At 69.7% G+C, this 19,700-nt stretch carries 15 protein-coding genes and 1 tRNA gene; 14 read left to right on the top strand and 2 right to left on the bottom strand.

Translation table 11 applies throughout. The annotated features are described in order from the left end of the window. Positions 1 to 34: 34 nt before the first annotated feature. The gene (uvrA, locus tag G545_RS13295) at positions 35 to 2,932 is read right to left on the bottom strand and encodes an excinuclease ABC subunit UvrA (protein ID WP_081677684.1); all 2,898 of its coding nucleotides are present in this window, start codon (positions 2,930 to 2,932) and stop codon (positions 35 to 37) included. Positions 2,933 to 3,214: 282 nt separating this feature from the next. Here uvrA and rplU point away from each other — a divergent pair, with 282 nt between their 5' ends. The 3 genes from rplU to cgtA all read left to right on the top strand — a co-directional run bounded on the left by rplU (position 3,215) and on the right by cgtA (position 5,084). Continuing rightward, positions 3,215 to 3,535: a 50S ribosomal protein L21 gene (gene rplU / locus G545_RS0102720; RefSeq protein ID WP_027069047.1), complete on the top strand. Its 321-nt coding sequence runs from the start codon at positions 3,215 to 3,217 to the stop codon at positions 3,533 to 3,535. A 12-nt stretch (positions 3,536 to 3,547) separates the two neighbouring features. Beyond that, complete coding sequence (gene rpmA, locus G545_RS0102715; RefSeq protein ID WP_027069046.1) at positions 3,548 to 3,805, top strand: 50S ribosomal protein L27; 258 nt, start codon at positions 3,548 to 3,550, stop codon at positions 3,803 to 3,805. A 238-nt stretch (positions 3,806 to 4,043) separates the two neighbouring features. Then, complete coding sequence (gene cgtA / locus G545_RS0102710; protein WP_027069045.1) at positions 4,044 to 5,084, top strand: Obg family GTPase CgtA; 1,041 nt, start codon at positions 4,044 to 4,046, stop codon at positions 5,082 to 5,084. Positions 5,085 to 5,323: 239 nt separating this feature from the next. Here cgtA and rpsT read toward each other — a convergent pair whose 3' ends face one another. After that, on the bottom strand, positions 5,324 to 5,596 hold the full coding sequence (rpsT, locus tag G545_RS0102705; protein ID WP_027069044.1) for a 30S ribosomal protein S20: 273 nt from the start codon (positions 5,594 to 5,596) through the stop codon (positions 5,324 to 5,326). Between the two features lie 140 nt (positions 5,597 to 5,736). Here rpsT and murJ point away from each other — a divergent pair, with 140 nt between their 5' ends. From murJ to ffh, 11 genes are all read left to right on the top strand, one after another. Next, the gene (gene murJ, locus G545_RS0102700) at positions 5,737 to 7,344 is read left to right on the top strand and encodes a murein biosynthesis integral membrane protein MurJ (RefSeq protein WP_231553211.1); all 1,608 of its coding nucleotides are present in this window, start codon (positions 5,737 to 5,739) and stop codon (positions 7,342 to 7,344) included. Between the two features lie 92 nt (positions 7,345 to 7,436). Next, positions 7,437 to 8,426 (top strand): bifunctional riboflavin kinase/FAD synthetase, encoded by a 990-nt coding sequence (locus tag G545_RS0102695; RefSeq protein WP_027069042.1) that lies wholly within the window; start codon positions 7,437 to 7,439, stop codon positions 8,424 to 8,426. A gap of 59 nt (positions 8,427 to 8,485) precedes the next feature. Next, positions 8,486 to 11,314, top strand: coding sequence for an isoleucine--tRNA ligase (gene ileS / locus G545_RS0102690; protein WP_052106841.1), 2,829 nt, complete (start codon positions 8,486 to 8,488; stop codon positions 11,312 to 11,314). A 165-nt stretch (positions 11,315 to 11,479) separates the two neighbouring features. Beyond that, a complete protein-coding gene (lspA, locus tag G545_RS0102685) occupies positions 11,480 to 11,980 on the top strand; it encodes a signal peptidase II (RefSeq protein WP_027069040.1) in 501 nt (166 codons plus the stop codon). Between the two features lie 45 nt (positions 11,981 to 12,025). Further along, entirely contained in the window at positions 12,026 to 12,976 is a 951-nt protein-coding gene (gene ispH, locus G545_RS0102680) for a 4-hydroxy-3-methylbut-2-enyl diphosphate reductase (protein ID WP_027069039.1), read from the top strand. 37 nt (positions 12,977 to 13,013) lie between these two features. Then, positions 13,014 to 13,089: transfer RNA gene (locus G545_RS0102675), tRNA-Thr, on the top strand. Positions 13,090 to 13,207: 118 nt separating this feature from the next. After that, positions 13,208 to 14,485: a nucleotide sugar dehydrogenase gene (locus G545_RS0102670; RefSeq protein WP_027069038.1), complete on the top strand. Its 1,278-nt coding sequence runs from the start codon at positions 13,208 to 13,210 to the stop codon at positions 14,483 to 14,485. Between the two features lie 64 nt (positions 14,486 to 14,549). Continuing rightward, the gene (locus G545_RS0102665) at positions 14,550 to 15,464 is read left to right on the top strand and encodes a DUF808 domain-containing protein (RefSeq protein ID WP_027069037.1); all 915 of its coding nucleotides are present in this window, start codon (positions 14,550 to 14,552) and stop codon (positions 15,462 to 15,464) included. A gap of 127 nt (positions 15,465 to 15,591) precedes the next feature. Next, positions 15,592 to 17,004: a DNA repair protein RadA gene (radA, locus tag G545_RS0102660; RefSeq protein WP_027069036.1), complete on the top strand. Its 1,413-nt coding sequence runs from the start codon at positions 15,592 to 15,594 to the stop codon at positions 17,002 to 17,004. Between the two features lie 252 nt (positions 17,005 to 17,256). Continuing rightward, entirely contained in the window at positions 17,257 to 18,042 is a 786-nt protein-coding gene (locus G545_RS0102655) for a cytochrome C assembly family protein (RefSeq protein WP_027069035.1), read from the top strand. Between the two features lie 265 nt (positions 18,043 to 18,307). Further along, positions 18,308 to 19,678: a signal recognition particle protein gene (ffh, locus tag G545_RS0102650; RefSeq protein WP_027069034.1), complete on the top strand. Its 1,371-nt coding sequence runs from the start codon at positions 18,308 to 18,310 to the stop codon at positions 19,676 to 19,678. The last annotated feature ends 22 nt before the right edge of the window (positions 19,679 to 19,700 follow it).

Here is a 19,700-nt window from a genome sequence, read left to right as displayed (position 1 = left end):
CCAGGGGCGTCCCGGTCGGGCTTGTCGTTCTGGGTCATTTGGCGCGGCTCTTGCGGCTGGTCTTGCGGGCCGGGGTCGGTGCGGGTGCCGTCGATGCATCGTCGCGCCCGAGGAGCGGGCGCAGGAAGCGCCCGGTCCAGGAGTGCTCCAGCGATGCGACGTGTTCCGGCGTGCCCGTGGCGATGATGGTACCCCCGCGGTGCCCGCCCTCGGGACCCAGGTCGACGATCCAGTCGGCGGTCTTGATGACGTCCAGGTTGTGCTCGATGACCACCACGGTGTTGCCGTCGTCGCGCAGGCGATGGAGCACCACCAGCAGGTTCTCGATGTCGTGGAAGTGCAGCCCGGTGGTCGGCTCGTCGAGGATGTAGAGCGTGCGCCCGGTGTCGCGCCGGCTCAGCTCCTTCGCCAGCTTCACGCGCTGGGCCTCGCCGCCGGACAGGGTGGTCGCGCTCTGCCCCAGTTTCACGTAGCTCAGGCCCACGTCCATCAGCGTCTCGAGCTTGCGCGAGATCGAGGGAATGTTCTCGAACAGCTCCAGCCCCTGCTCGATGGTCATGTCGAGCACGTCGCTGATGTTGTAGCCCTTGTAGGTGATCTCCAGCGTCTCGCGGTTGTAGCGCTTGCCGCCGCACACGTCGCAGGGCACGTACACGTCCGGCAGGAAGTGCATCTCGACCTTGATCAGCCCGTCGCCCTGGCAGGCCTCGCAGCGGCCGCCGCGCACGTTGAAGCTGAAGCGCCCCGGGCCGTAGCCGCGGGCACGGGCCTCGGGCACCTGGGCGAACAGCTCGCGCAGGGGAGTGAATAGGCCGGTGTAGGTCGCGGGGTTGGAGCGCGGGGTGCGGCCGATCGGCGACTGGTCGATGTCGACGACCTTGTCGAACAGGTCGATGTTCTCGATGTCCCGGTACGGCGCGACCTGGCGCGAGGCGCCGTTGAGCTCGTTCGCGGCGATGGGGTAGAGGGTGTCGTTGATGAGCGTCGACTTGCCCGAACCCGACACACCGGTGATGCAGGTGAACAGCCCGGCGGCAATCTCCAGGTCGACGTCCTTGAGGTTGTGGCCGCTGGCGCCGCGAAGGCGCAGGGTCATGTCCGGGTTGGGTGCGCGCCGGGTCTCCGGGACCGCGATCGAGCGGCGCCCGGCCAGGTAGTCGCCGGTGAGCGAACGCGGTGCGTCCAGCACCTCCTGCAAGCTGCCCTGGGCGACCACCTCGCCGCCGTGCACGCCGGCCATGGGGCCGATGTCCACGATGTGGTCGGCCAGCCGGATCGCGTCCTCGTCGTGCTCGACCACGATCACCGTGTTGCCCAGGTCGCGCAGCCGCTCCAGCGTACCCAGCAGGCGCTCGTTGTCGCGCTGGTGCAGCCCGATGGACGGCTCGTCGAGCACGTACATCACGCCCACCAGGCCGGCGCCGATCTGGCTTGCCAGGCGGATGCGCTGGGCTTCGCCCCCCGACAGGGACTCGGCGCGGCGCTCCAGGTTGAGGTAGTCCAGCCCGACGTCCACCAGGAAGCGCAGGCGCTCGGTGATCTCCTTGAGGATCCGCGCGGCCACCTCGCCACGCCAGCCCGGCAGCTCCATGTCGCGGAACAGCGCCAGCGCCTCGCCGACGGGCAGCACAACCACCTCGGGCAGGGCGCGGTCGGCGACGAACACATTGCGTGCGGCCGCGTTCAGGCGGGTGCCGCCGCACTCCACGCAGGGGCGCTCGCTGATGTACTTGCGCAGCTCCTCGCGCACCGCCGGCGACTCGGTTTCGCGGTAGCGGCGCTCCAGGTTCGGCAGCACGCCCTCGAACCGGTGCCTGCGCTGGTGCCGCGTACCGCCCTCGGTGATGTAGGTGAAGGCGATCTTGGTGTCGCCGCTGCCATACAGCACGGCCTCGCGGGCCTTTTCGTCCAGCTGGTTCCAGGGCGTGTCGACGTCGAAGCCGTAGTGCGCGGCCAGCGAGTGGATCAGCTGGAAGTAGTAGGTGTTGCGCCGGTCCCAACCCCGCACCGCACCGGCGGAGAGCGCCAGTTCCGGGTGCACGACCACGCGCGACGGATCGAAGAACTCCGCCATCCCCAGGCCGTCGCAGGCCGGGCAGGCGCCGGAGGGCGCGTTGAACGAGAACAGCCGCGGCTCCAGGTCCGGCAGCGAGTAGTCGCAGACCGGGCAGCTGTAACGGGCCGAGAACAGCAGCGGGGCGGCGTCCGGGTTGTCCATCGACACCACCTGGGCCATCCCGTCGCCCAGCCGCAGCGCGGTCTCGAAGGATTCCGCCAGCCGCTGCTGCATGTCCGGGCGCGGGCGGAAGCGGTCGATCACCGCCTCGATCGTGTGCTTGATGCGCAGCGCCAGCGGCGGCACGTCGTCGATCTCGTACAGCTCGCCATCCACACGCACCCGCACGAAACCCTGGGCCCGCAGTGATTCGAAGACCTGCGCGTGCTCGCCCTTGCGGTCGCGGATGACCGGCGCCAGCAGCATCCAGCGCCCTTCCTCGCCAAGGCCGATGACCTGGTCGACCATCTGGCTGACGGTCTGCGCCTCCAGCGGGTAGCCGTGCTGCGGGCAGCGCGGGATGCCCACGCGCGCGTACAGCAGGCGCAGGTAGTCGTAGATCTCGGTGATGGTGCCGACGGTGGAGCGGGGGTTGTGCGAGGTCGACTTCTGCTCGATCGCGATCGCCGGCGACAGCCCTTCGATGTGGTCCACGTCCGGCTTGTCCATCACGCTCAGGAACTGCCGCGCGTAGGCCGACAGCGACTCCACGTAGCGGCGCTGGCCCTCGGCATAGATGGTGTCGAACGCCAGCGAGGACTTGCCCGAACCGGACAGCCCGGTGACCACGATCAGCTTCTCGCGCGGCAGGTCGAGGTCGATGTTCTTCAGGTTGTGCGTCCGCGCCCCACGGATGCGGATCCAGTCCATCGCCATCTGTAGAATTCCCGCCCAACGGCAAACCCCAAAGCGTACACCCCCGTCCCTTCTCCCGCTTGCGGGAGAAGGTGCCCCGAAGGGGCGGATGAGGGCCGCTGTTCACTGTTGCGTGCACGCGATGTGGTGGCTGCGGGAAGCCCTCACCCCAGCTCTCTCCCGCAAGCGGGAGAGGGGGCCAAGAACCCAGGTTGCGACGCTCCCGCCCCCCGAAGTACAATCCCGCTTCTGTCCGCGCCGCGGGCAGCGAGTCCATAGACCAATAACTACAGAGGAACGGTCATGTACGCAGTGGTAGTCACCGGCGGCAAGCAGTACCGCGTGATGCAGGGCGAGACCCTGCGCGTGGAGAAGCTGGAAGCCGAGGCCGGGAGCGAGGTCACCCTCGACAATGTCCTGATGCTGGGCGACAGCGATGGCGTCAAGCTGGGCGACGAGATCAACGGCGCCAGCGTCGTCGCGAAGGTCGTCGGCCACGGCCGCGCCGACAAGGTCCGCATCATCAAGTTCCGCCGCCGCAAGCACCACATGAAGCGGCAGGGGCACCGTCAGCACTACACCGAAATCGAGATCACCGGCATCAAGGCCGGCGACCAGAAGTAAGGAGAAGCAGGCATGGCACACAAGAAAGCAGGCGGTTCGACCCGCAACGGCCGCGACTCCAACCCGAAGTACCTCGGCGTGAAGATCTACGGCGGCCAGGCCATCGAGGCCGGCAACATCATCGTCCGCCAGCGTGGCACCCAGTTCCACCCGGGTGACGGCGTCGGCCTGGGCCGCGACCACACGCTGTTCGCGCTGGTCGATGGCAAGGTGGAGTTCACCACCAAGGGCCCGAAGAAGCGCCGCACGGTGAACGTCGTCGCCGAATAAGGCGCGCGTCCCCGGTCGATGCTCGAAGCCCCGCCGCTGGCGGGGCTTCTTGTTTCCGGGTGTGCCGTTGTTTGCCATTCGGCGCAATACGACGCCGATGGCGTCTATTGCGCCCTACCCGGATGCGTAGGGCGCAATAGGCGGAACGCCGTATTGCGCCGGATGGCAAACGACGACACGCCCACCACCTCCGTTCCGAATACCCCGGCGATTCATCCCGCCCGCTACCATCCCAGCCATGAAACTCGTAGACGAAGCAGAGATCCAGGTCATCGCCGGCAACGGCGGCAACGGGTGCGTCGGGTTCCGCCGCGAGAAGTTCATCCCCAAGGGCGGCCCGGACGGCGGCGACGGCGGCGCGGGCGGCAACGTCTGGCTGGTCGCCGACGAGAGCCTGAACACCCTGGTCGACTTCCGCCACCAGCGCATCTTCAAGGCCCAGCGAGGCGAGGATGGCCGCGGCCGGCAGATGTACGGCAAGGGCGGCGAGGACATCGTGGTCACCGTCCCGGTCGGGACCGTGGTGACCAACGTCGAGACCGAGGAGGTCATCGGCGACCTGGTCGAGCACGGCCAGCGCCTGCTGGTGGCCCACGGCGGCAAGGGCGGCCTGGGCAACATGCACTTCAAGAGCTCGGTCAACCAGGCCCCGCGCAAGGCGCTGCCCGGGCTGCCCGGCGAGCAGCGCACCCTGCGGCTCGAACTCAAGCTGCTAGCCGACGTGGGCCTGCTCGGCTTCCCCAATGCGGGCAAGAGCACCCTGATCCGCGCCGTGTCCGCCGCCACGCCCAAGGTGGCCGACTACCCGTTCACCACCCTCTACCCGAACCTGGGCGTGGTCAGCGTCGAGCCGCACCGCAGCTTTGTGATCGCCGACATTCCCGGCCTGATCGAGGGCGCCGCCGATGGCGCCGGCCTCGGCGCCCAGTTCCTGCGCCATCTCCAGCGCACCAGCCTGCTGCTGCACGTGGTCGACATGGCCCCGATGGAGATGGAAGGCGTCGAGACCCCCGGTCCGGCCGAGCAGGTCCGCGCGATCGAGAAGGAGCTCGAGCGCCACGACCCCGAACTGCTCGAGCGCCCCCGCTGGCTGGTGCTCAACAAGGCCGACCTTCTGCCTGAAGAGGAGCGCGACGCCGCCGCCCGCGCGATCATCGACGAACTCGGCTGGAAGGACCGCTGGTTCACCACCTCCGCCATTGGCCGCGAGGGCACCTGGCCGATCATGCTGGAGGTGATGGCGTTCTTTGACCGGCAGAAGCAGGACGCCGCGGAATAAGCCCCCTCTCCCGCTCGCAACCCGCGCCCACCCCCTCTCCCGCTTGCGGGAGAGGGTTGGGGTGAGGGGCTTTTGCTTTTGCTTTTGTTCCAGCAAACCAGAAGCAACAGCAAAAGCTGCCCTCATCCGCCCTCCGGGCACCTTCTCCCGCAAGCGGGAGAAGGGAACCGCAAGCGGGAGAAGGGCAAACAAAAAAACCCGGCCGGAGCCGGGTTTTTTCATCGCACCGCGATGGCGCCTCAGGCAGCGGCCTTGGCAGCCTTGATGCGGGCGTTCAGGCGGGCCTTGTGGCGGGCGGCCTTGTTCTTGTGGATCAGGCCGCGCGAGCTGAAGCGGTCGAGGATCGGCTGGGCGACCTTGTAGGCTTCCTCGGCGGCGACCACGTCGTTCTGGTCAAGCGCCTTCAGGACCTTCTTGACGGAGGTGCGGAGCAGCGAGCGCTGGCTGGCGTTGCGGGCATTGCGCACGACAGTCTGCTTTGCGCGCTTCTGGGCGGACTTGATGTTGGCCACGGTGATTCCTGGAAGATTGTGTAGTTCGGGCTGGAAATTTAAGCTGGCGGATCGGCAAACAGCCGCGCCCGGCCGGAAAGACAGGAAATTATGGGGGAATCAATGGCTTCGGTCAACAGGCCCGTCACGGTGCCCGCATCGTGAGCACGCCCCCCGGCGAGGTGCCCGCCGACGGCCCCGGCAAGCGGGCGGGGAAGGGCGGCGGCATGCTCCGCTCGACGCTGGTCTTCAGCGTGATGACCTTCCTGTCGCGCATCGCCGGCTACCTGCGCGACTGGCTCCAGGCCACGCTGTTCGGCGCCGGCCCGGCGGTCAGCGCCTTCGTCGTGGCCTACCGCATCCCCAACTACCTGCGGCGCATCTTCGCCGAGGGTTCGTTTGCCTCCGCCTTCGTGCCGGTGCTGTCGGAGCTGCGGCAGAAGGGCGACAAGGACGCGATGCAGGACTTCATCAACCACGTCGCCGGCGCACTGCTGGCGGCGGTGGTGGTGGTCAGCGCCCTGGGCGTGCTGGCCGCGCCCTGGATCGCCCGGCTGTTCCTGGCGATGGCGCCCCCCGACGCCGAGCGCGTGCCGATGGCCGCGGAGATGCTGCGCATCACCTTCCCGTACCTGACCTTCATCTCGATGACGGCGCTGGCCGGGGCGGTGCTCAACAGCTTCCGCCAGTTCGGTCTGCCGGCGCTGACCCCGGTGCTGCACAACCTGGCGATGATGGCGGCGATGCTGCTGCTGGCCTCGAACCTGCCGATCCCGGAGTACTCGCTGGCCTGGGGCGTGCTGGCCGCCGGCATCCTGCAGGTGCTGGTCCTGTGGCCGGCGATGGGGCGGCTCGGCATCCGCCCGCGCTTCCGCTTCAACTTCCGCCACCCGGGCGTGAAGCGCGTCTTCAACCTGATGCTGCCGACGGTCTTTTCCTCCTCGGTGGCCCAGGTGAACGTGCTGGTCGGCACCGTCGTCGCCTCCGCGCTGGTGCCGGCCGCGCAGGCCTGGCTATACTACTCCGACCGGCTGATCGAGTTGCCGCTGGGCCTGTTCGGCGTCGCCATCGGGACCGTCATCCTCCCGCAGCTGTCGCGCCACCACGCCGACGAGGACGCCGGCGGCTACTCGCGCTCGCTCGACTGGGGCCTGCGCATGGTCATGCTGATCGGCCTGCCGGCCGCGCTGGGCCTGGTCCTTCTCGCCGAGCCGCTGACCGCCGCACTGTTCAACTACGGCGAGTTCACCGACCACGACACCCACATGGTCGGATGGGCCCTGCTGGCGATGGCGACGGGGATCCCCGCCTTCATGCTGACCAAGGTCCTGCTGCCGGCCTTCTACTCCCGCCAGGACACGAAGACGCCGATGCGCGCGGCGATCTGGACGGTCGCCGCCAACGTGGTCCTCACCATCGGCCTGGTGACCCCTCTGTACCTGGCCGGCAATCCCTACGCCCACACCGGCATCGCCCTGGCGACGGCCCTGGCCGGCATGCTCAATGCCGCCCTGCTGTGGCGTTACCTGCAGCGCGAGGGCGTGTTCCGGCCAGCGGCCGGCTGGGGCCGCTGGTTGCTGCGGATCATGGTGGCGCTGGCGATCATGGCCGCGGTGGTGGTGCCGGGGCGCGAATGGGTGGGGGAGTGGAGTGCGCTTCCCGGCATGTGGCGGTGGATCTGGCTGCTGGCGGTGATTGGCGCCGGCGCGGCGGCCTACGGGCTGGCGCTGGTCGCGATGGGGTTGCGGCCGCGGCACCTGCGGGCTTGAGCCTGCGTCCGTGGATCCCCGCGTGCGCGGGGATGACGAGGTGGCGGGAATGACGGCGTACGGGGGCGGAGGACGGCCTATAATCCGGCCCGATGAACAGGCTGTTCCGTGACGTCGAGGGCGGGCCGCGGTGCCCGGACGGCAGCGTGGTCTGCATCGGCGCCTTCGATGGCCTGCACCTGGGGCATCAGACGCTCGTGCGCCACGCGGTCGCGCGTGCCCGTGCGCTGGGCCTCCCGTCCGTCGCCCTGGGCTTCGAACCCCTCCCGCGCGAGCTGTTCGCCCGGGGCGACCCGCCGCCGCGGCTGCTCTCCCCACGGGCGAAGGTGCTCGGGCTGTGCGAACTCGGCGCGGACCACGTCGGACTGCTGCGCTTCCGCAAGGCGATGGCCTCCCTGACGGCTGAGGAGTTCGTGCAGCGGGTCCTGGTCGACCACCTGCGTGCCCGCGAGGTCTGGACCGGTCCGGGCTTCGGCTTCGGCAAGGGGCGGGGCGGCAACCTCGAGCTCCTGCAGCGCATGGGGCGCGAGCTGGAGCCGGCGGGGCAGGGCTTCGCCGCCGGGGAGATCGACACCGTCACGCTGGATGGCGAGCGCATCTCCGCCACCCGCATCCGCGAGCTGCTCCGGGACGGGCAGTTCGGCCACGCGGCACGTCTGCTGGGCCGGCCCTTCGCCATCAGCGGCAGGGTCGTGCGCGGGAAGCAGCTGGGGCGGACGCTGGGCTACCCGACGGCGAACCTGCGGCTGCACGGCCGGCCGCCGCTGGCCGGGATCTTCGCGACGCGGGTGCATGGGCTCGACGGCACCGGGGCGCGCGGCGCGCCTCCAGGCCGCGACGGGTGGCCTTCGGTGGCAAGCCTCGGGACCCGGCCCACCGTGGACGGGGTCGAGCCCCTGCTGGAGGTCCACCTGTTCGATTTCGACGGCGACCTGTACGGTCGCAGGATCGAGGTGGAGTTCGTCGGCAAGCTGCGCGACGAGGTCCGATTCGACTCCCTTCCCGCGCTGGTCGAGCAGATGCACGACGATTCCGACCGGGCGCGCGCCCTCCTACTGAAGCACAGCCAGGTTTCCGCGTGAGCGACAAGAAAGAGACCCCCTACAAGGACACGCTGCACCTGCCGGCGACCGACTTCCCGATGCGCGGCGACCTGCCGCGCCGGGAGCCGAAGACGCTGGAGCGCTGGGAGGCGGAGGATCTGTACGGGCAGATCCGCCAACAGGTGGAGGGCCGCGAGCGCAGCTTCGTGCTCCACGACGGCCCGCCCTACGCCAATGGCGTGATCCACATCGGCCACGCGGTCAACAAGGTGCTCAAGGACGTCGTGGTCAAGTCGCGGCTGCTGTCCGGCTTCGACGCGCCCTACGTGCCGGGCTGGGACTGCCACGGCCTGCCGATCGAGATCGCGGTGGAGAAGAAGTTCGGCAAGGTCGGGACGAAGCTGGACGCCCGCGAATTCCGGCAGAAGTGCCGCGAGTACGCCGCCGAGCAGGTCGAATTGCAGCGCCGCGACTTCAAGCGCCTGGGCGTGCTGGGCGACTGGGGCAACCCGTACCTGTCGATGGACTTCCGCTACGAGGCGGACATGATCCGCTCGCTGGCGAAGATCGTCGGCCGCGGGCACCTGCTGCGCGGCGCCAAGCCGGTCCACTGGTGCTTCGACTGCGGTTCTGCGCTCGCCGAGGCGGAGATCGAGTACGCCGACAAGGTCTCGCCCGCGGTGGACGTGGCCTACGCCGCGGTCGACGGCCAAGCGTTTGCGACGGCGTTCGAACTCGTCCTCCCGGATGCCGTGGAGGTCGCCGTCCCGATCTGGACCACCACGCCCTGGACACTGCCCGCCAGCCTGGCCATCAGCATCGGCCCGGAGCTGGACTACGTGCTGGTGGAAGGCCCCCCGCGCGCCGACGGGGGCCGCCGCTGGCTGGTGATGGCCGAGGCGCTCGCCGCGCAGGCGCTGGCGCGCTATGGTGTCGACGACCTCGTCGTCCATGGTCGAGCCAAGGGCGTGGAACTGGAGAACCTGGTCACCCGCCACCCCTTCTACGCCGAACGCGAGATCCCGCTGCTGCTGGGCGACCACGTCTCCGCCGAGGACGGCACCGGGGCCGTGCACACCGCGCCCGGCCACGGCCAGGAGGACTTCGCCGTGGGCCGGCAGTACGGCCTGGTCGACCGCTACGACGCCGCCCGGCTGAACCCGGTGGATGCCCGCGGCGTATACCTGCCCGGCACCCCGGGCATCGGCGACGCCGAACTCGCCGGCCAGCACATCTGGAAGGCCAACGACGCGATCGTCGACGGCCTGCGGGCCAGCGGCGCGCTGCTGGCCTTCCGCAAGCTCGAGCACAGCTACCCGCACTGCTGGCGGCACAAGACGCCGGTCGCGTTCCGCGCCACGCCGCAATGGTTCGTCTCGATGGAGAAGGCCGGGCTGCGCGACGACGCGCTGCGCGCGATCGACAAGGTCGAGTGGGTGCCCGACTGGGGCCGCGCCCGCATCGCCGGCATGGTCGAGGGCCGTCCGGACTGGTGCATCAGCCGCCAGCGCACCTGGGGCGTGCCGATCGCGCTGTTCGTGCACAAGTCGACCCAGGAGCCGCACCCGCGCTCGGTCGAGCTGATGGAGCAGGTCGCGCAACGGGTGGAGGCCGGCGGCATCGACGCCTGGCATGACCTCGACCCGGCCGAGCTGCTGGGCGACGAAGCCGGTGACTACGAGAAGGTCACCGACATCCTCGACGTCTGGTTCGATTCCGGCGTCAGCCACCAGTGCGTGCTCGCCCAGCGCCCGGGCGACGGCCTGCGCAAGCCGGCCGACCTGTACCTGGAGGGCTCCGACCAACACCGCGGCTGGTTCCAGTCCTCGCTGCTGACCGGCGTGGCGATGGACGGCGCCGCCCCATACCGCCAGGTGCTGACCCACGGCTTCACGGTCGACGCCAAGGGCCGGAAGATGTCCAAGTCGCTGGGGAACGTCATTGCCCCGCAGAAGGTCATCGACCAGTACGGCGCCGATGTGCTGCGGCTGTGGATCGCCGCCGCCGACTACCGGCACGAAATGACCGTGTCCGACGAGATCCTCAAGCGCAGCGCCGACACCTACCGCCGCATCCGCAACACCGCGCGCTTCCTGCTGGGGAACCTGCACGGCTTCGACCCGGCCCGGGACCTGCTTCCGCTGGACGGCGCGGAAGGCGAGGGCATGGTCGCGCTGGACCGCTGGATCGTGCACCGCGCCTGGACCGTGCAGGAGAAGATCATCGCCGCCTACGGGCGCCATGACTTCCCGGCCATCGTCCAGCTGCTGGCCAACTTCTGCAGCGTCGACCTGGGCTCGCTGTACCTGGACGTCACCAAGGACCGCCTGTACACCATGCCCGGGGACTCGCGCGGCCGGCGCAGCGCCCAGAGCGCGATGTACCGGATCGCCGAGGCCTTCGCGCGCTGGATCGCCCCGGTGCTGTCGTTCACCGCCGAGGAGGTCTGGTCGCACCTGCCGCCGGCCACCCCCGAGGGGCCGCGCGCCGACAACGTCCTGTTCGCCACCTGGTATGACGGGCTGGCCCCGATGCCGCAGGGCGCCGTGCTGGGCGACGCCGACTTCGAGCGCCTGCTGGACCTGCGCGAGAAGGTCGCCGCGGTGTTGGAGCCGATGCGCGCCGCCGGCGACATCGGCGCGGCGCTGGAGGCCGAGATCACCCTGGCCGGAAGCGTCGCCGACCAGAACTGGCTCGCCCCGCTGGCCGAGGAGCTGCGGTTCCTGTTCATCAGCGGCGACGTGCAGGTGACGGTCAACGATGACGGCGGCGAGATTGCCGTGGCCGCGGCGCCGACGGAAAAACCGAAGTGCGGCCGCTGCTGGCACCACCAGGCCGACGTCGGTGCCGACGCGGCGCATCCCACGCTGTGCGGCCGCTGCGTGACCAACGTCGAAGGCCCCGGCGAAGACCGCCGCTGGTTCTAGCGCCCCGCTTCAACCCCCTCTCCCGCTGGCGGGAGAGGGCCGGGGTGAGGGCCCCCCCCCCCCCCCCCCCGCCCGCGGGGGGGGGGGGGGGGTGGGCCCCCGCCCCTCATCCGCCCTTCGGGCACCTTCTCCCGCAGGCGGGAGAAGGGAAGAGTATGGACACCCATGACCGCAAAGAAGCCCAACGCTGCCCCCTGGCTCCTCCTCTCCGCCCTGGTCCTCGTCCTGGACCAGCTGACGAAGATCTGGGTGCTGACCTCCCTCCCCGAATACACCCCGATCCCGGTGATCGAGGGGTTCTGGAACTGGTACCGGACCTACAACACCGGGGCGGCCTTCAGCTTCCTCAGCGATGCGGGGGGCTGGCAGAAGTACTTCTTCATCACCCTGGCGATCTTGATCAGCGGACTGCTGGCGTTCTGGCTCACGCGTACGCCGCGCGGGGACTGGAAGACCGCGATGCCGTTCGCGCTGGTGATCGGCGGGGCGATCGGGAACGTCATCGACCGCTTCATCCACGGGCACGTCGTCGACTTCATCCAGTGGTACGTGGGCGATTACTACTGGCCGGCGTTCAACATCGCCGATGCGGCGATCGTCGGCGGGGCGATCGGGATCGCGGTGTTCGGGTTCTTCACGAAGGACGCCACGCCGGCCCGGGAGTGAACGGCCCCGGGTGATGTATCCGCGCCCCGGCGTACAATGGCCGGCATGGATCTAGTGCTTGCCAACCCCCGGGGGTTCTGCGCCGGCGTCGATCGGGCCATCGAGATCGTCAACCGGGCGCTCGAGACGCTCGGGGCGCCGATCTACGTGCGCCACGAGGTGGTGCACAACAAGTTCGTGGTCGATGACCTGAAGGCGCGCGGGGCGATCTTCGTCGAGGAGCTCGACGAGGTGCCCGACGGCAACACGGTCATCTTCAGCGCCCACGGGGTGTCCAAGGCGGTACGCGCCGAGGCCGAGCGGCGCGGGCTGAAGGTCTTCGACGCCACCTGCCCGCTGGTGACCAAGGTCCACATGGAGGTTGCCCGCCATTGCCGGGCCGGGCACGACATGGTGCTGATCGGGCACGCCGGCCATCCGGAGGTCGAGGGCACCATGGGCCAGTGGCAGCGCAACGAGGGCAGCGGCAACATCTACCTGGTCGAGGACCTGGATGACGTCGCCACGCTGGCCCCCTCGCAGCCGGGCAACATCGCCTACACGACGCAGACCACGCTGTCGGTCGACGACACGCTCGAGATCATCGACGCCCTGCGCCAGCGCTTCCCGGCCATTCAGGGGCCGCGCAAGGACGACATCTGCTACGCCACCCAGAACCGCCAGGACGCGGTGCGCGAGCTGGCGACCCGCTGCGACCTGATCCTGGTGGTCGGCTCTGTCAACAGTTCCAACTCCAACCGCCTGCGCGAGCTCGCCGAGCGCGAGGGCGTGGAGTCCTACCTGATCGACGGCGCCGACGAGATCGACCCGGCGTGGGTCGCCGGGCGCAAGCGCATCGGCGTGACCGCGGGCGCCTCGGCGCCGGACATCCTGGTGCGCGGGGTGATCGACCGGCTGCGAGAGCTGGGGGCGGGTGGCCTGACCGAGCTGCAGGGTGAGCCGGAGAACATGGTGTTCGCACTGCCGCGGGAGCTTCGCGTGCAGCTGGTCGATTGACCACGAGTGTCCGGGAAACCTAGAATCCCGCTTCTTTGCCGCAATAGCTCAGTTGGTAGAGCAACTGATTCGTAATCAGTAGGTCGGAGGTTCGACTCCTCTTTGCGGCACCAGGTTCCGACGGGCCCGCCTTGATGGCGGGCCTTGTCGTTTACGGGGCGGCGGTGCCGGGCTGTCCGGGGCGGCCGGCGCCGTTTAGAGTCGTGCCTCCCTACCAGAGCGGGAACCCGGATGCGCCCGATCGAGTCAGTACGCATTGCCGTCGTCGGCCTTGGCTACGTCGGCCTGCCGCTCGCCACCGCGTTCGGCCGGCACTTCGACACCCTCGGCTTCGACATCGATGCGTCGCGGGTCGATGAGCTGCGTGCCGGCCGCGACCGCACCGGCGAAGCAACCCCGGACGCGCTGGCCGGTGCCACCCGCCTGCGGCTGAGCGCCGATCCCGCGGACCTTGCGGGGTGCAATGTCTTCATCGTCACCGTGCCGACGCCGGTCGACGACGCCACGCGACCGGATCTCCGGCCGCTCGAGGCGGCCAGCCGCACCATCGGCGCGCACCTGAAGCCGGGCGACGTGGTGGTCTACGAATCTACCGTGTACCCGGGGACCACGGAGGAGGCCTGCGTCCCGCTGCTGGAGCAGGCTTCCGGGCTCGTCTACAACCGGGATTTCTTCTGCGGCTACAGCCCCGAGCGGATCAACCCGGGCGACCGCGAGCGCCGCCTGGAGACGATCACCAAGGTGACCTCCGGCTCCACGCCCGCGGCCGCGGAGTTCGTGGACGCGCTGTACCGCACGATCATCACCGCCGGCACCCACCTCGCGCCCAGCATCAAGGTCGCCGAGGCGGCCAAGGTCATCGAGAACACCCAGCGCGACGTCAACATCGCGCTGGTCAACGAGTTGGCCATGATCTTCCAGACCATGGGCATCGACACCACGGACGTGCTCGCCGCGGCACGCACGAAGTGGAATTTCCTGCCGTTCACGCCCGGACTGGTGGGCGGGCACTGCATCGGCGTGGACCCGTATTACCTGACCCACAAGGCGACGGTGCTCGGTTACCACCCGGAGCTGATCCTGACCGCGCGGCGCATCAACAGCCGCATGGGCCTGCACGTGGCGCACCAGGTGCTGCGGCTGATGGCCGGCAAGCGGATCAACGTCGTCGACTCGCGGATCCTGGTGCTGGGGCTGACCTTCAAGCCTGACTGCCCGGATCTGCGGAACACCCGCGTGATCGATATCGTGCGCGAGCTGCAAGCGTCGAATGCGCGGGTGGACGTGCACGACCCTTGGGCGGACGCAGCGGAAGCGCGGCGCGAGTTCGGGATCGACCTGGTCGGCCAGCCCGCATCGGACACCTACGACGCGGTGGTCCTTGCTGTCCCGCATGCCCGCCTGCTGGAGCAGGGGCCGGCGGCGCTCCGGGGGTTCGGGAAAGCCGAGTGCGTGGTCTACGACGTGAAGTCCGCGCTGCCCGATGGCTTTGCGGACGGGCGGCTCTGAGGTCGCGGGAAGATCACACCGGCTCCTGCAGACTGCGCGCAAACTCCGGAGACCACGACAGCCCATGGCCGGCGCAAGCCTTTTCACCCTCCTCGACGACATCGCCACCCTCCTGGACGACGTCTCGATCCTGACCAAGGTTGCGGCCAAGAAGACCGCGGGCGTGCTGGGCGACGACCTGGCGCTCAATGCGCAGCAGGTCACCGGCGTGACCGCGGCGCGGGAGCTGCCGGTGGTCTGGGCGGTGGCCAAGGGGGCGCTGCTCAACAAGGTGATCCTGGTGCCGGCGGCGCTGGCGATCAGTGCTTGGCTGCCGTGGCTGATCACGCCGTTGATGATGGCCGGTGGTGCCTTCCTCTGCTACGAGGGCGTGGAGAAGCTGGCGCACCGGTTCCTGCATTCCAGGGAAGAGGACGAGCAGCGCCATGCGGAGCGGGTGCAGGCGCTTGCCGACGAGAGGGTCGACCCGGTCGCGTTCGAGAAGGAGAAGGTGAAGGGCGCGATCCGGACCGACTTCATCCTGTCGGCGGAGATCATCGTGCTGACCTTGGGCGTGGTCGCCGGCGAGGCTTTGATGCAGCAGCTGATCGTGCTCGGCCTGGTGGCGGTGGGCATGGTGATCGTGGTGTACGGCCTCGTCGGCGGCATCGTGAAGCTGGACGACTTCGGCCTGGCCCTGTGCCGGCGCGGCGGGGCGCTGGCGCCGGTGGGCGGCTGGATCGTCACCGCGGCCCCCTGGCTGATGAAGGGGCTCTCGATCGCGGGCACCGCGGCCATGTTCCTGGTCGGCGGCGGCATCCTGGTGCACTCGATCCCGGCGGTGCACCACTTCATCCTCGATGTCGTCCCCGAGGGCGGCGTGGACTGGCTGCTGGAGAACCTGGCCAACGCGGTGTTCGGCATCCTCGCCGGCATCCTGGTGCTCCTGGTGGTGCAGGGCATCGGCAAGCTGCGCGGCAAGACGCCCCAGCACGCCTGACGCAGGGTGCGGTAGCCGCCCGGGCGGCGTATCGCGCCACGCCCGGACGCGGCCCGCCCGCCGTCGGTCGCAACCCCCGCGACGCGCCCGGGCTACATTGGCCACCCGTCCCCGCCACGTGTCGCCCATGTCGATCGCCACCAAGAGTCCCCGCACGTCCAGCAAGGCCAAGGTCGCCTACGTCTGCACCCAGTGCGGGGCCGACCACTCCAAGTGGCAGGGCCAGTGCGCGGAATGCGGGGAGTGGAACACGCTGTCGGAATTCGTCGTCGAGCCGGCGGCGGGCAAGGGCGGGGCCCCGGCCGCGGCGCGCCGCTCGGGCTGGGCCGGCAAGGTCGATCCGCCGAAGGTCACCGCACTCAAGGACGTCACCCGCACCGAGGAGGCGCGGGTCTCCACCGGCATCGGCGAGCTTGACCGCGTGCTGGGCGGCGGCCTGGTGCCTGGGGCGGTGGTGCTGGTGGGCGGCGACCCGGGCATCGGCAAGTCGACGCTGCTGTTGCAGGCGGTCGCTGCCATGGGCGCGCGGTTGCCGTCGCTGTACGTGACCGGCGAGGAGTCGTTGGCCCAGGTCGCCGGCCGCGGCGCGCGCCTTGGCCTGCCGCTGGACGGGGTGAGCGCGCTCGCCGAGACCGGCATCGAGCGGATCCTGGAGCAGGCGGCGTCGATGAAGCCGGGGCTGGTGGTCGCCGACTCGGTGCAGACGCTATGGACCGAATCGCTGACCGCCGCGCCCGGCTCGGTAAGCCAGGTCCGCGAGAGCGCGGCGCGGCTGGTGCGCTACGCGAAGGAAACCGGGACCGCGGTGTTCCTGGTCGGCCACGTGACCAAGGAGGGCGGCATCGCCGGTCCGCGCGTGCTCGAGCACATGGTCGACGCGGTGCTGTACTTCGAGGGCGAGTCGGGAAGCCGGTTCCGGGTGCTGCGCGCGTTCAAGAACCGCTTCGGCGCGGTCAACGAGCTCGGCGTGTTCGCGATGGGCGACAAGGGCCTGCGCGAGGTGGCGAACCCTTCGGCGATTTTCCTGTCCGGCAGCGAAGGCCCGCAGCCCGGCAGCTGCGTGATGGTCACGCGCGAGGGCACCCGGCCGCTGCTGGTGGAGGTCCAGGCGCTGGTGGATTCCTCGCCGCTGAGCAACCCGCGCCGGGTCGCCGTCGGTCTCGAGGGCAACCGCCTGGCGATGCTGCTGGCGGTGCTGCACCGCCACGGCGGCGTGGCCGTCGGCGACCAGGACGTGTTCGTGAACGTGGTCGGCGGCATCCGCGTCCAGGAGACGGCGGCCGACCTCCCCGTGCTGCTGGCCGTCCTGTCCAGCCTGCGCGACCAACCCCTGCCCGAGCGCACCATCGCCTTCGGCGAGGTCGGCCTGTCCGGCGAGATCCGCCCCGTGCCCAACGGCGAGGACCGGCTGAAGGAGGCCGCGACGCATGGGTTCCGCCGGGCAATCGTTCCCAGGGCGAATGCGCCGAAGGGGCGCAGGGTGGGGGAGCTTGAGGTGGTGCCGGCGCGGACGCTGTCCGAGGCGCTCGACGCTTTGTGACGTTCCCTTCTCCCGCCCTGCGGGGTGAGAGGCTGCGTTTGCGAGCCATTGGCTCGCGCAGCCTCGAACGCCCTCGCGCCCTCGCGAGGGCCGGGGCGCGGAGCGAGGTGCCCGAAGGGCGGATGAGGGCAGCTTTTTGCTTTCCTGGTTCCTGAAGAGCAAAAAGCAAAAGCCCCTCACCCTAACCCTCTCCCGCAAGCGGGAGAGGGGACGGATGCTTGGAGAGGGGATAGGAGCCCTACAATCCCCCGGATGACCGGTGCACTGATAAGCGTTCTCCTCTACCTGGCCGCTGCCGCCTGGCTGGCGGCCACCGTGGCCCGTGGCCACGTGGCGGCGCGGGGTTGGGTGGTCCTGGCCGTCGGCGGCATCGCCCTGCACGGGCTGGTCCACGTGATGGACTGGGTCGCCACCGGCGGGGCGGACCTGCACTTCTTCGCCGCGCTGTCGCTGGTGACCCTCGCCATGGGGGTGCTGACCACGGTGGTGGGGGCGCGGGGACGCATGGCGTTGCTGGGGGTGGTGGTCTATCCGCTGGCGGCGCTGGCGCTGGCCGGGCACGAGCTGCGCGGCAACTTGCAGCCGATCCCGCTCGACTGGCGCCTGCAGCTGCATGCCTGGCTGGCCCTGCTGTCCTCGGCAACGCTGGCCGTGGCCGCGTTGCTCGCGGTGATGCTGTGGCTGCAGGAGCGGGCGCTGCGCCGGCACGCACTGCGCGGCTGGCTGCGCGCGCTGCCGCCGCTGGTGGAGCTGGAAACCCTGCTGTTCCGCACCATCAAGGCCGGCTTCGTGCTGCTAAGCGCGACCCTGCTGACCGGCGTGCTGTTCGTCCACGACCTGCTGGCCCAGCACCTGGTCCACAAGACCGTGCTGAGTGCGCTCTCCTGGGTGGTGTTCGGGGCGCTCCTGGCCGGGCGGTGGCGCTATGGCTGGCGGGGGCCGACGGCGGTGCGCTGGACCCTGGTGGCGATGGGGCTGCTGGTGCTGGCGTTCTTCGGGTCGAAGTTCGTGTTGGAGGTGGTGCTGGGGGTGAGGTAAGGCGGGAACCGGGAACGGGGAACAGGGAACGAAAGGGCGCGGCGTCGTCACGTTGCCCGGCTGCGGTTCCTTGCCAGCGGGCACGCCGCCGGCTGACGGCACGCTGCGGCGCCGGCACGACCGGTCCGTGATTACTCGGTAACAGCCCGGGACCCGCGACCGCCACGCCCCCGCGACCTCCCGTTCCCTGTTCCCCGTTCCCGGTTCCCGCCTTCCGCTTCTCCCCTACAATGACCACCCCCGCACCACCCCAGGTCCCCGCACCATGTTCGAGTCCCTCACCCAGCGTCTGTCCGGCACCATCGAGCGCCTGCGCGGCCGTGGCCGGCTGACCGAGGAGAACATCCGCGAGGCCACCCGCGAGGTGCGCATTGCGTTGCTGGAGGCCGACGTCGCGCTGCCGGTGGTGCAGGCGATGGTGGAGCGGATCAAGGTCCGTGCGGTCGGGCAGGAGGTGCTCAAGTCCCTGACGCCAGGCCAGGCGCTGATCAAGATCGTCCGCGACGAGATGGCCGCGGTCATGGGCGCGCAGTCGTCCGAGCTCAACCTGAACGTGCAGCCGCCGGCCGTGGTGCTGGTGGCGGGCCTGCAGGGCGCGGGCAAGACGACCACCGTCGGCAAGCTCGCGAAGCTGCTGCGCGAAAAGCGCAAGAAGAAGGTGATGGTGGTCAGCGCCGACGTCTACCGTCCGGCCGCGATCGACCAGCTGGAGACCCTCGCCGGGCAGGCGCAGGTGGCATTCTTCCCGTCGAGTACCGACCAGCGCCCGGAGGACATCGTCCGCGCGGCGATCGCCGAGGCGAAGAAGACCTACGTCGACGTGCTGCTGGTCGACACCGCCGGCCGCCTGGCCGTCGACGAGCAGATGATGGCCGAGATCAAGGCGCTGCATGCGGCCATCAATCCGGCAGAGACGCTGTTCGTCGTCGACTCGATGACCGGCCAGGACGCGGCCAACACGGCCAAGGCCTTCGGCGAGGCGCTGCCGCTGACCGGCGTGGTGCTCACCAAGACCGACGGTGATGCCCGTGGCGGCGCGGCGCTGAGCGTCCGCTACGTCACCGGCAAGCCGATCAAGTTCATCGGCACCAGCGAGAAGATGGACGGGCTGGACGTGTTCCACCCGGACCGCGTCGCCAACCGCATCCTCGACATGGGCGACGTGCTCAGCCTGGTCGAGCAGGTCGAGCAGCAGGTCGACCAGGACAAGGCGGCCAAGCTCGCGGCGAAGGTGGCGAAGGGGCGCAAGTTCGACCTCAACGACATGCGCGACCAGCTCGAGCAGATGCAGAACATGGGCGGCATCGGCGGGCTGATGGACAAGCTGCCGGGCGTCGGGCAGATCCCCGACCACGTAAAGGAGCAGGTGACCGGCAAGGAAGTGCCGCGCCTGATCGCCATCATCGGCTCCATGACCAAGAAGGAGCGCCGCAACCCGGCGCTGCTGAACGGTTCCCGCCGCAAGCGCATCGCCGCCGGTGCCGGCGTCACCCCCGCCGACGTCAACCGGCTGATGAAGCAGTACCAGCAGATGGAAAAGATGATGGCCAAGATGGGCCGCGGCGGCATGAAGGGGATGATGCGCGGCATGAAGGGATTGATGGGCGCGGGCGGGCGGGGTCTTCCGTTCCGCTGATCCGGGCCGCTATACTTGCCGG

The sequence above is a fragment of the Lysobacter defluvii IMMIB APB-9 = DSM 18482 genome, assembly GCF_000423325.1.
GTDB lineage: Bacteria > Pseudomonadota > Gammaproteobacteria > Xanthomonadales > Xanthomonadaceae > Novilysobacter > Novilysobacter defluvii.
Note: the sequence above shows the minus strand (reverse complement) of the source record. Positions and strands in the feature narration are given on the sequence as shown.

What these genes read in the sequence shown, in the direction of transcription:
- radA (WP_027069036.1), top strand. Translation starts at nt 15,592, where the DNA reads ATGTCGATCGCCACCAAGAGTCCCCGCACGTCCAGCAAGGCCAAGGTC.
- uvrA (WP_081677684.1), bottom strand. Translation starts at nt 2,932, where the DNA reads ATGGCGATGGACTGGATCCGCATCCGTGGGGCGCGGACGCACAACCTG.
- rpmA (WP_027069046.1), top strand. Translation starts at nt 3,548, where the DNA reads ATGGCACACAAGAAAGCAGGCGGTTCGACCCGCAACGGCCGCGACTCC.
- G545_RS0102655 (WP_027069035.1), top strand. Translation starts at nt 17,257, where the DNA reads ATGACCGGTGCACTGATAAGCGTTCTCCTCTACCTGGCCGCTGCCGCC.
- G545_RS0102665 (WP_027069037.1), top strand. Translation starts at nt 14,550, where the DNA reads ATGGCCGGCGCAAGCCTTTTCACCCTCCTCGACGACATCGCCACCCTC.
- lspA (WP_027069040.1), top strand. Translation starts at nt 11,480, where the DNA reads ATGACCGCAAAGAAGCCCAACGCTGCCCCCTGGCTCCTCCTCTCCGCC.
- rplU (WP_027069047.1), top strand. Translation starts at nt 3,215, where the DNA reads ATGTACGCAGTGGTAGTCACCGGCGGCAAGCAGTACCGCGTGATGCAG.
- ispH (WP_027069039.1), top strand. Translation starts at nt 12,026, where the DNA reads ATGGATCTAGTGCTTGCCAACCCCCGGGGGTTCTGCGCCGGCGTCGAT.
- ileS (WP_052106841.1), top strand. Translation starts at nt 8,486, where the DNA reads ATGCGCGGCGACCTGCCGCGCCGGGAGCCGAAGACGCTGGAGCGCTGG.
- ffh (WP_027069034.1), top strand. Translation starts at nt 18,308, where the DNA reads ATGTTCGAGTCCCTCACCCAGCGTCTGTCCGGCACCATCGAGCGCCTG.
- G545_RS0102670 (WP_027069038.1), top strand. Translation starts at nt 13,208, where the DNA reads ATGCGCCCGATCGAGTCAGTACGCATTGCCGTCGTCGGCCTTGGCTAC.
- cgtA (WP_027069045.1), top strand. Translation starts at nt 4,044, where the DNA reads ATGAAACTCGTAGACGAAGCAGAGATCCAGGTCATCGCCGGCAACGGC.
- G545_RS0102695 (WP_027069042.1), top strand. Translation starts at nt 7,437, where the DNA reads ATGAACAGGCTGTTCCGTGACGTCGAGGGCGGGCCGCGGTGCCCGGAC.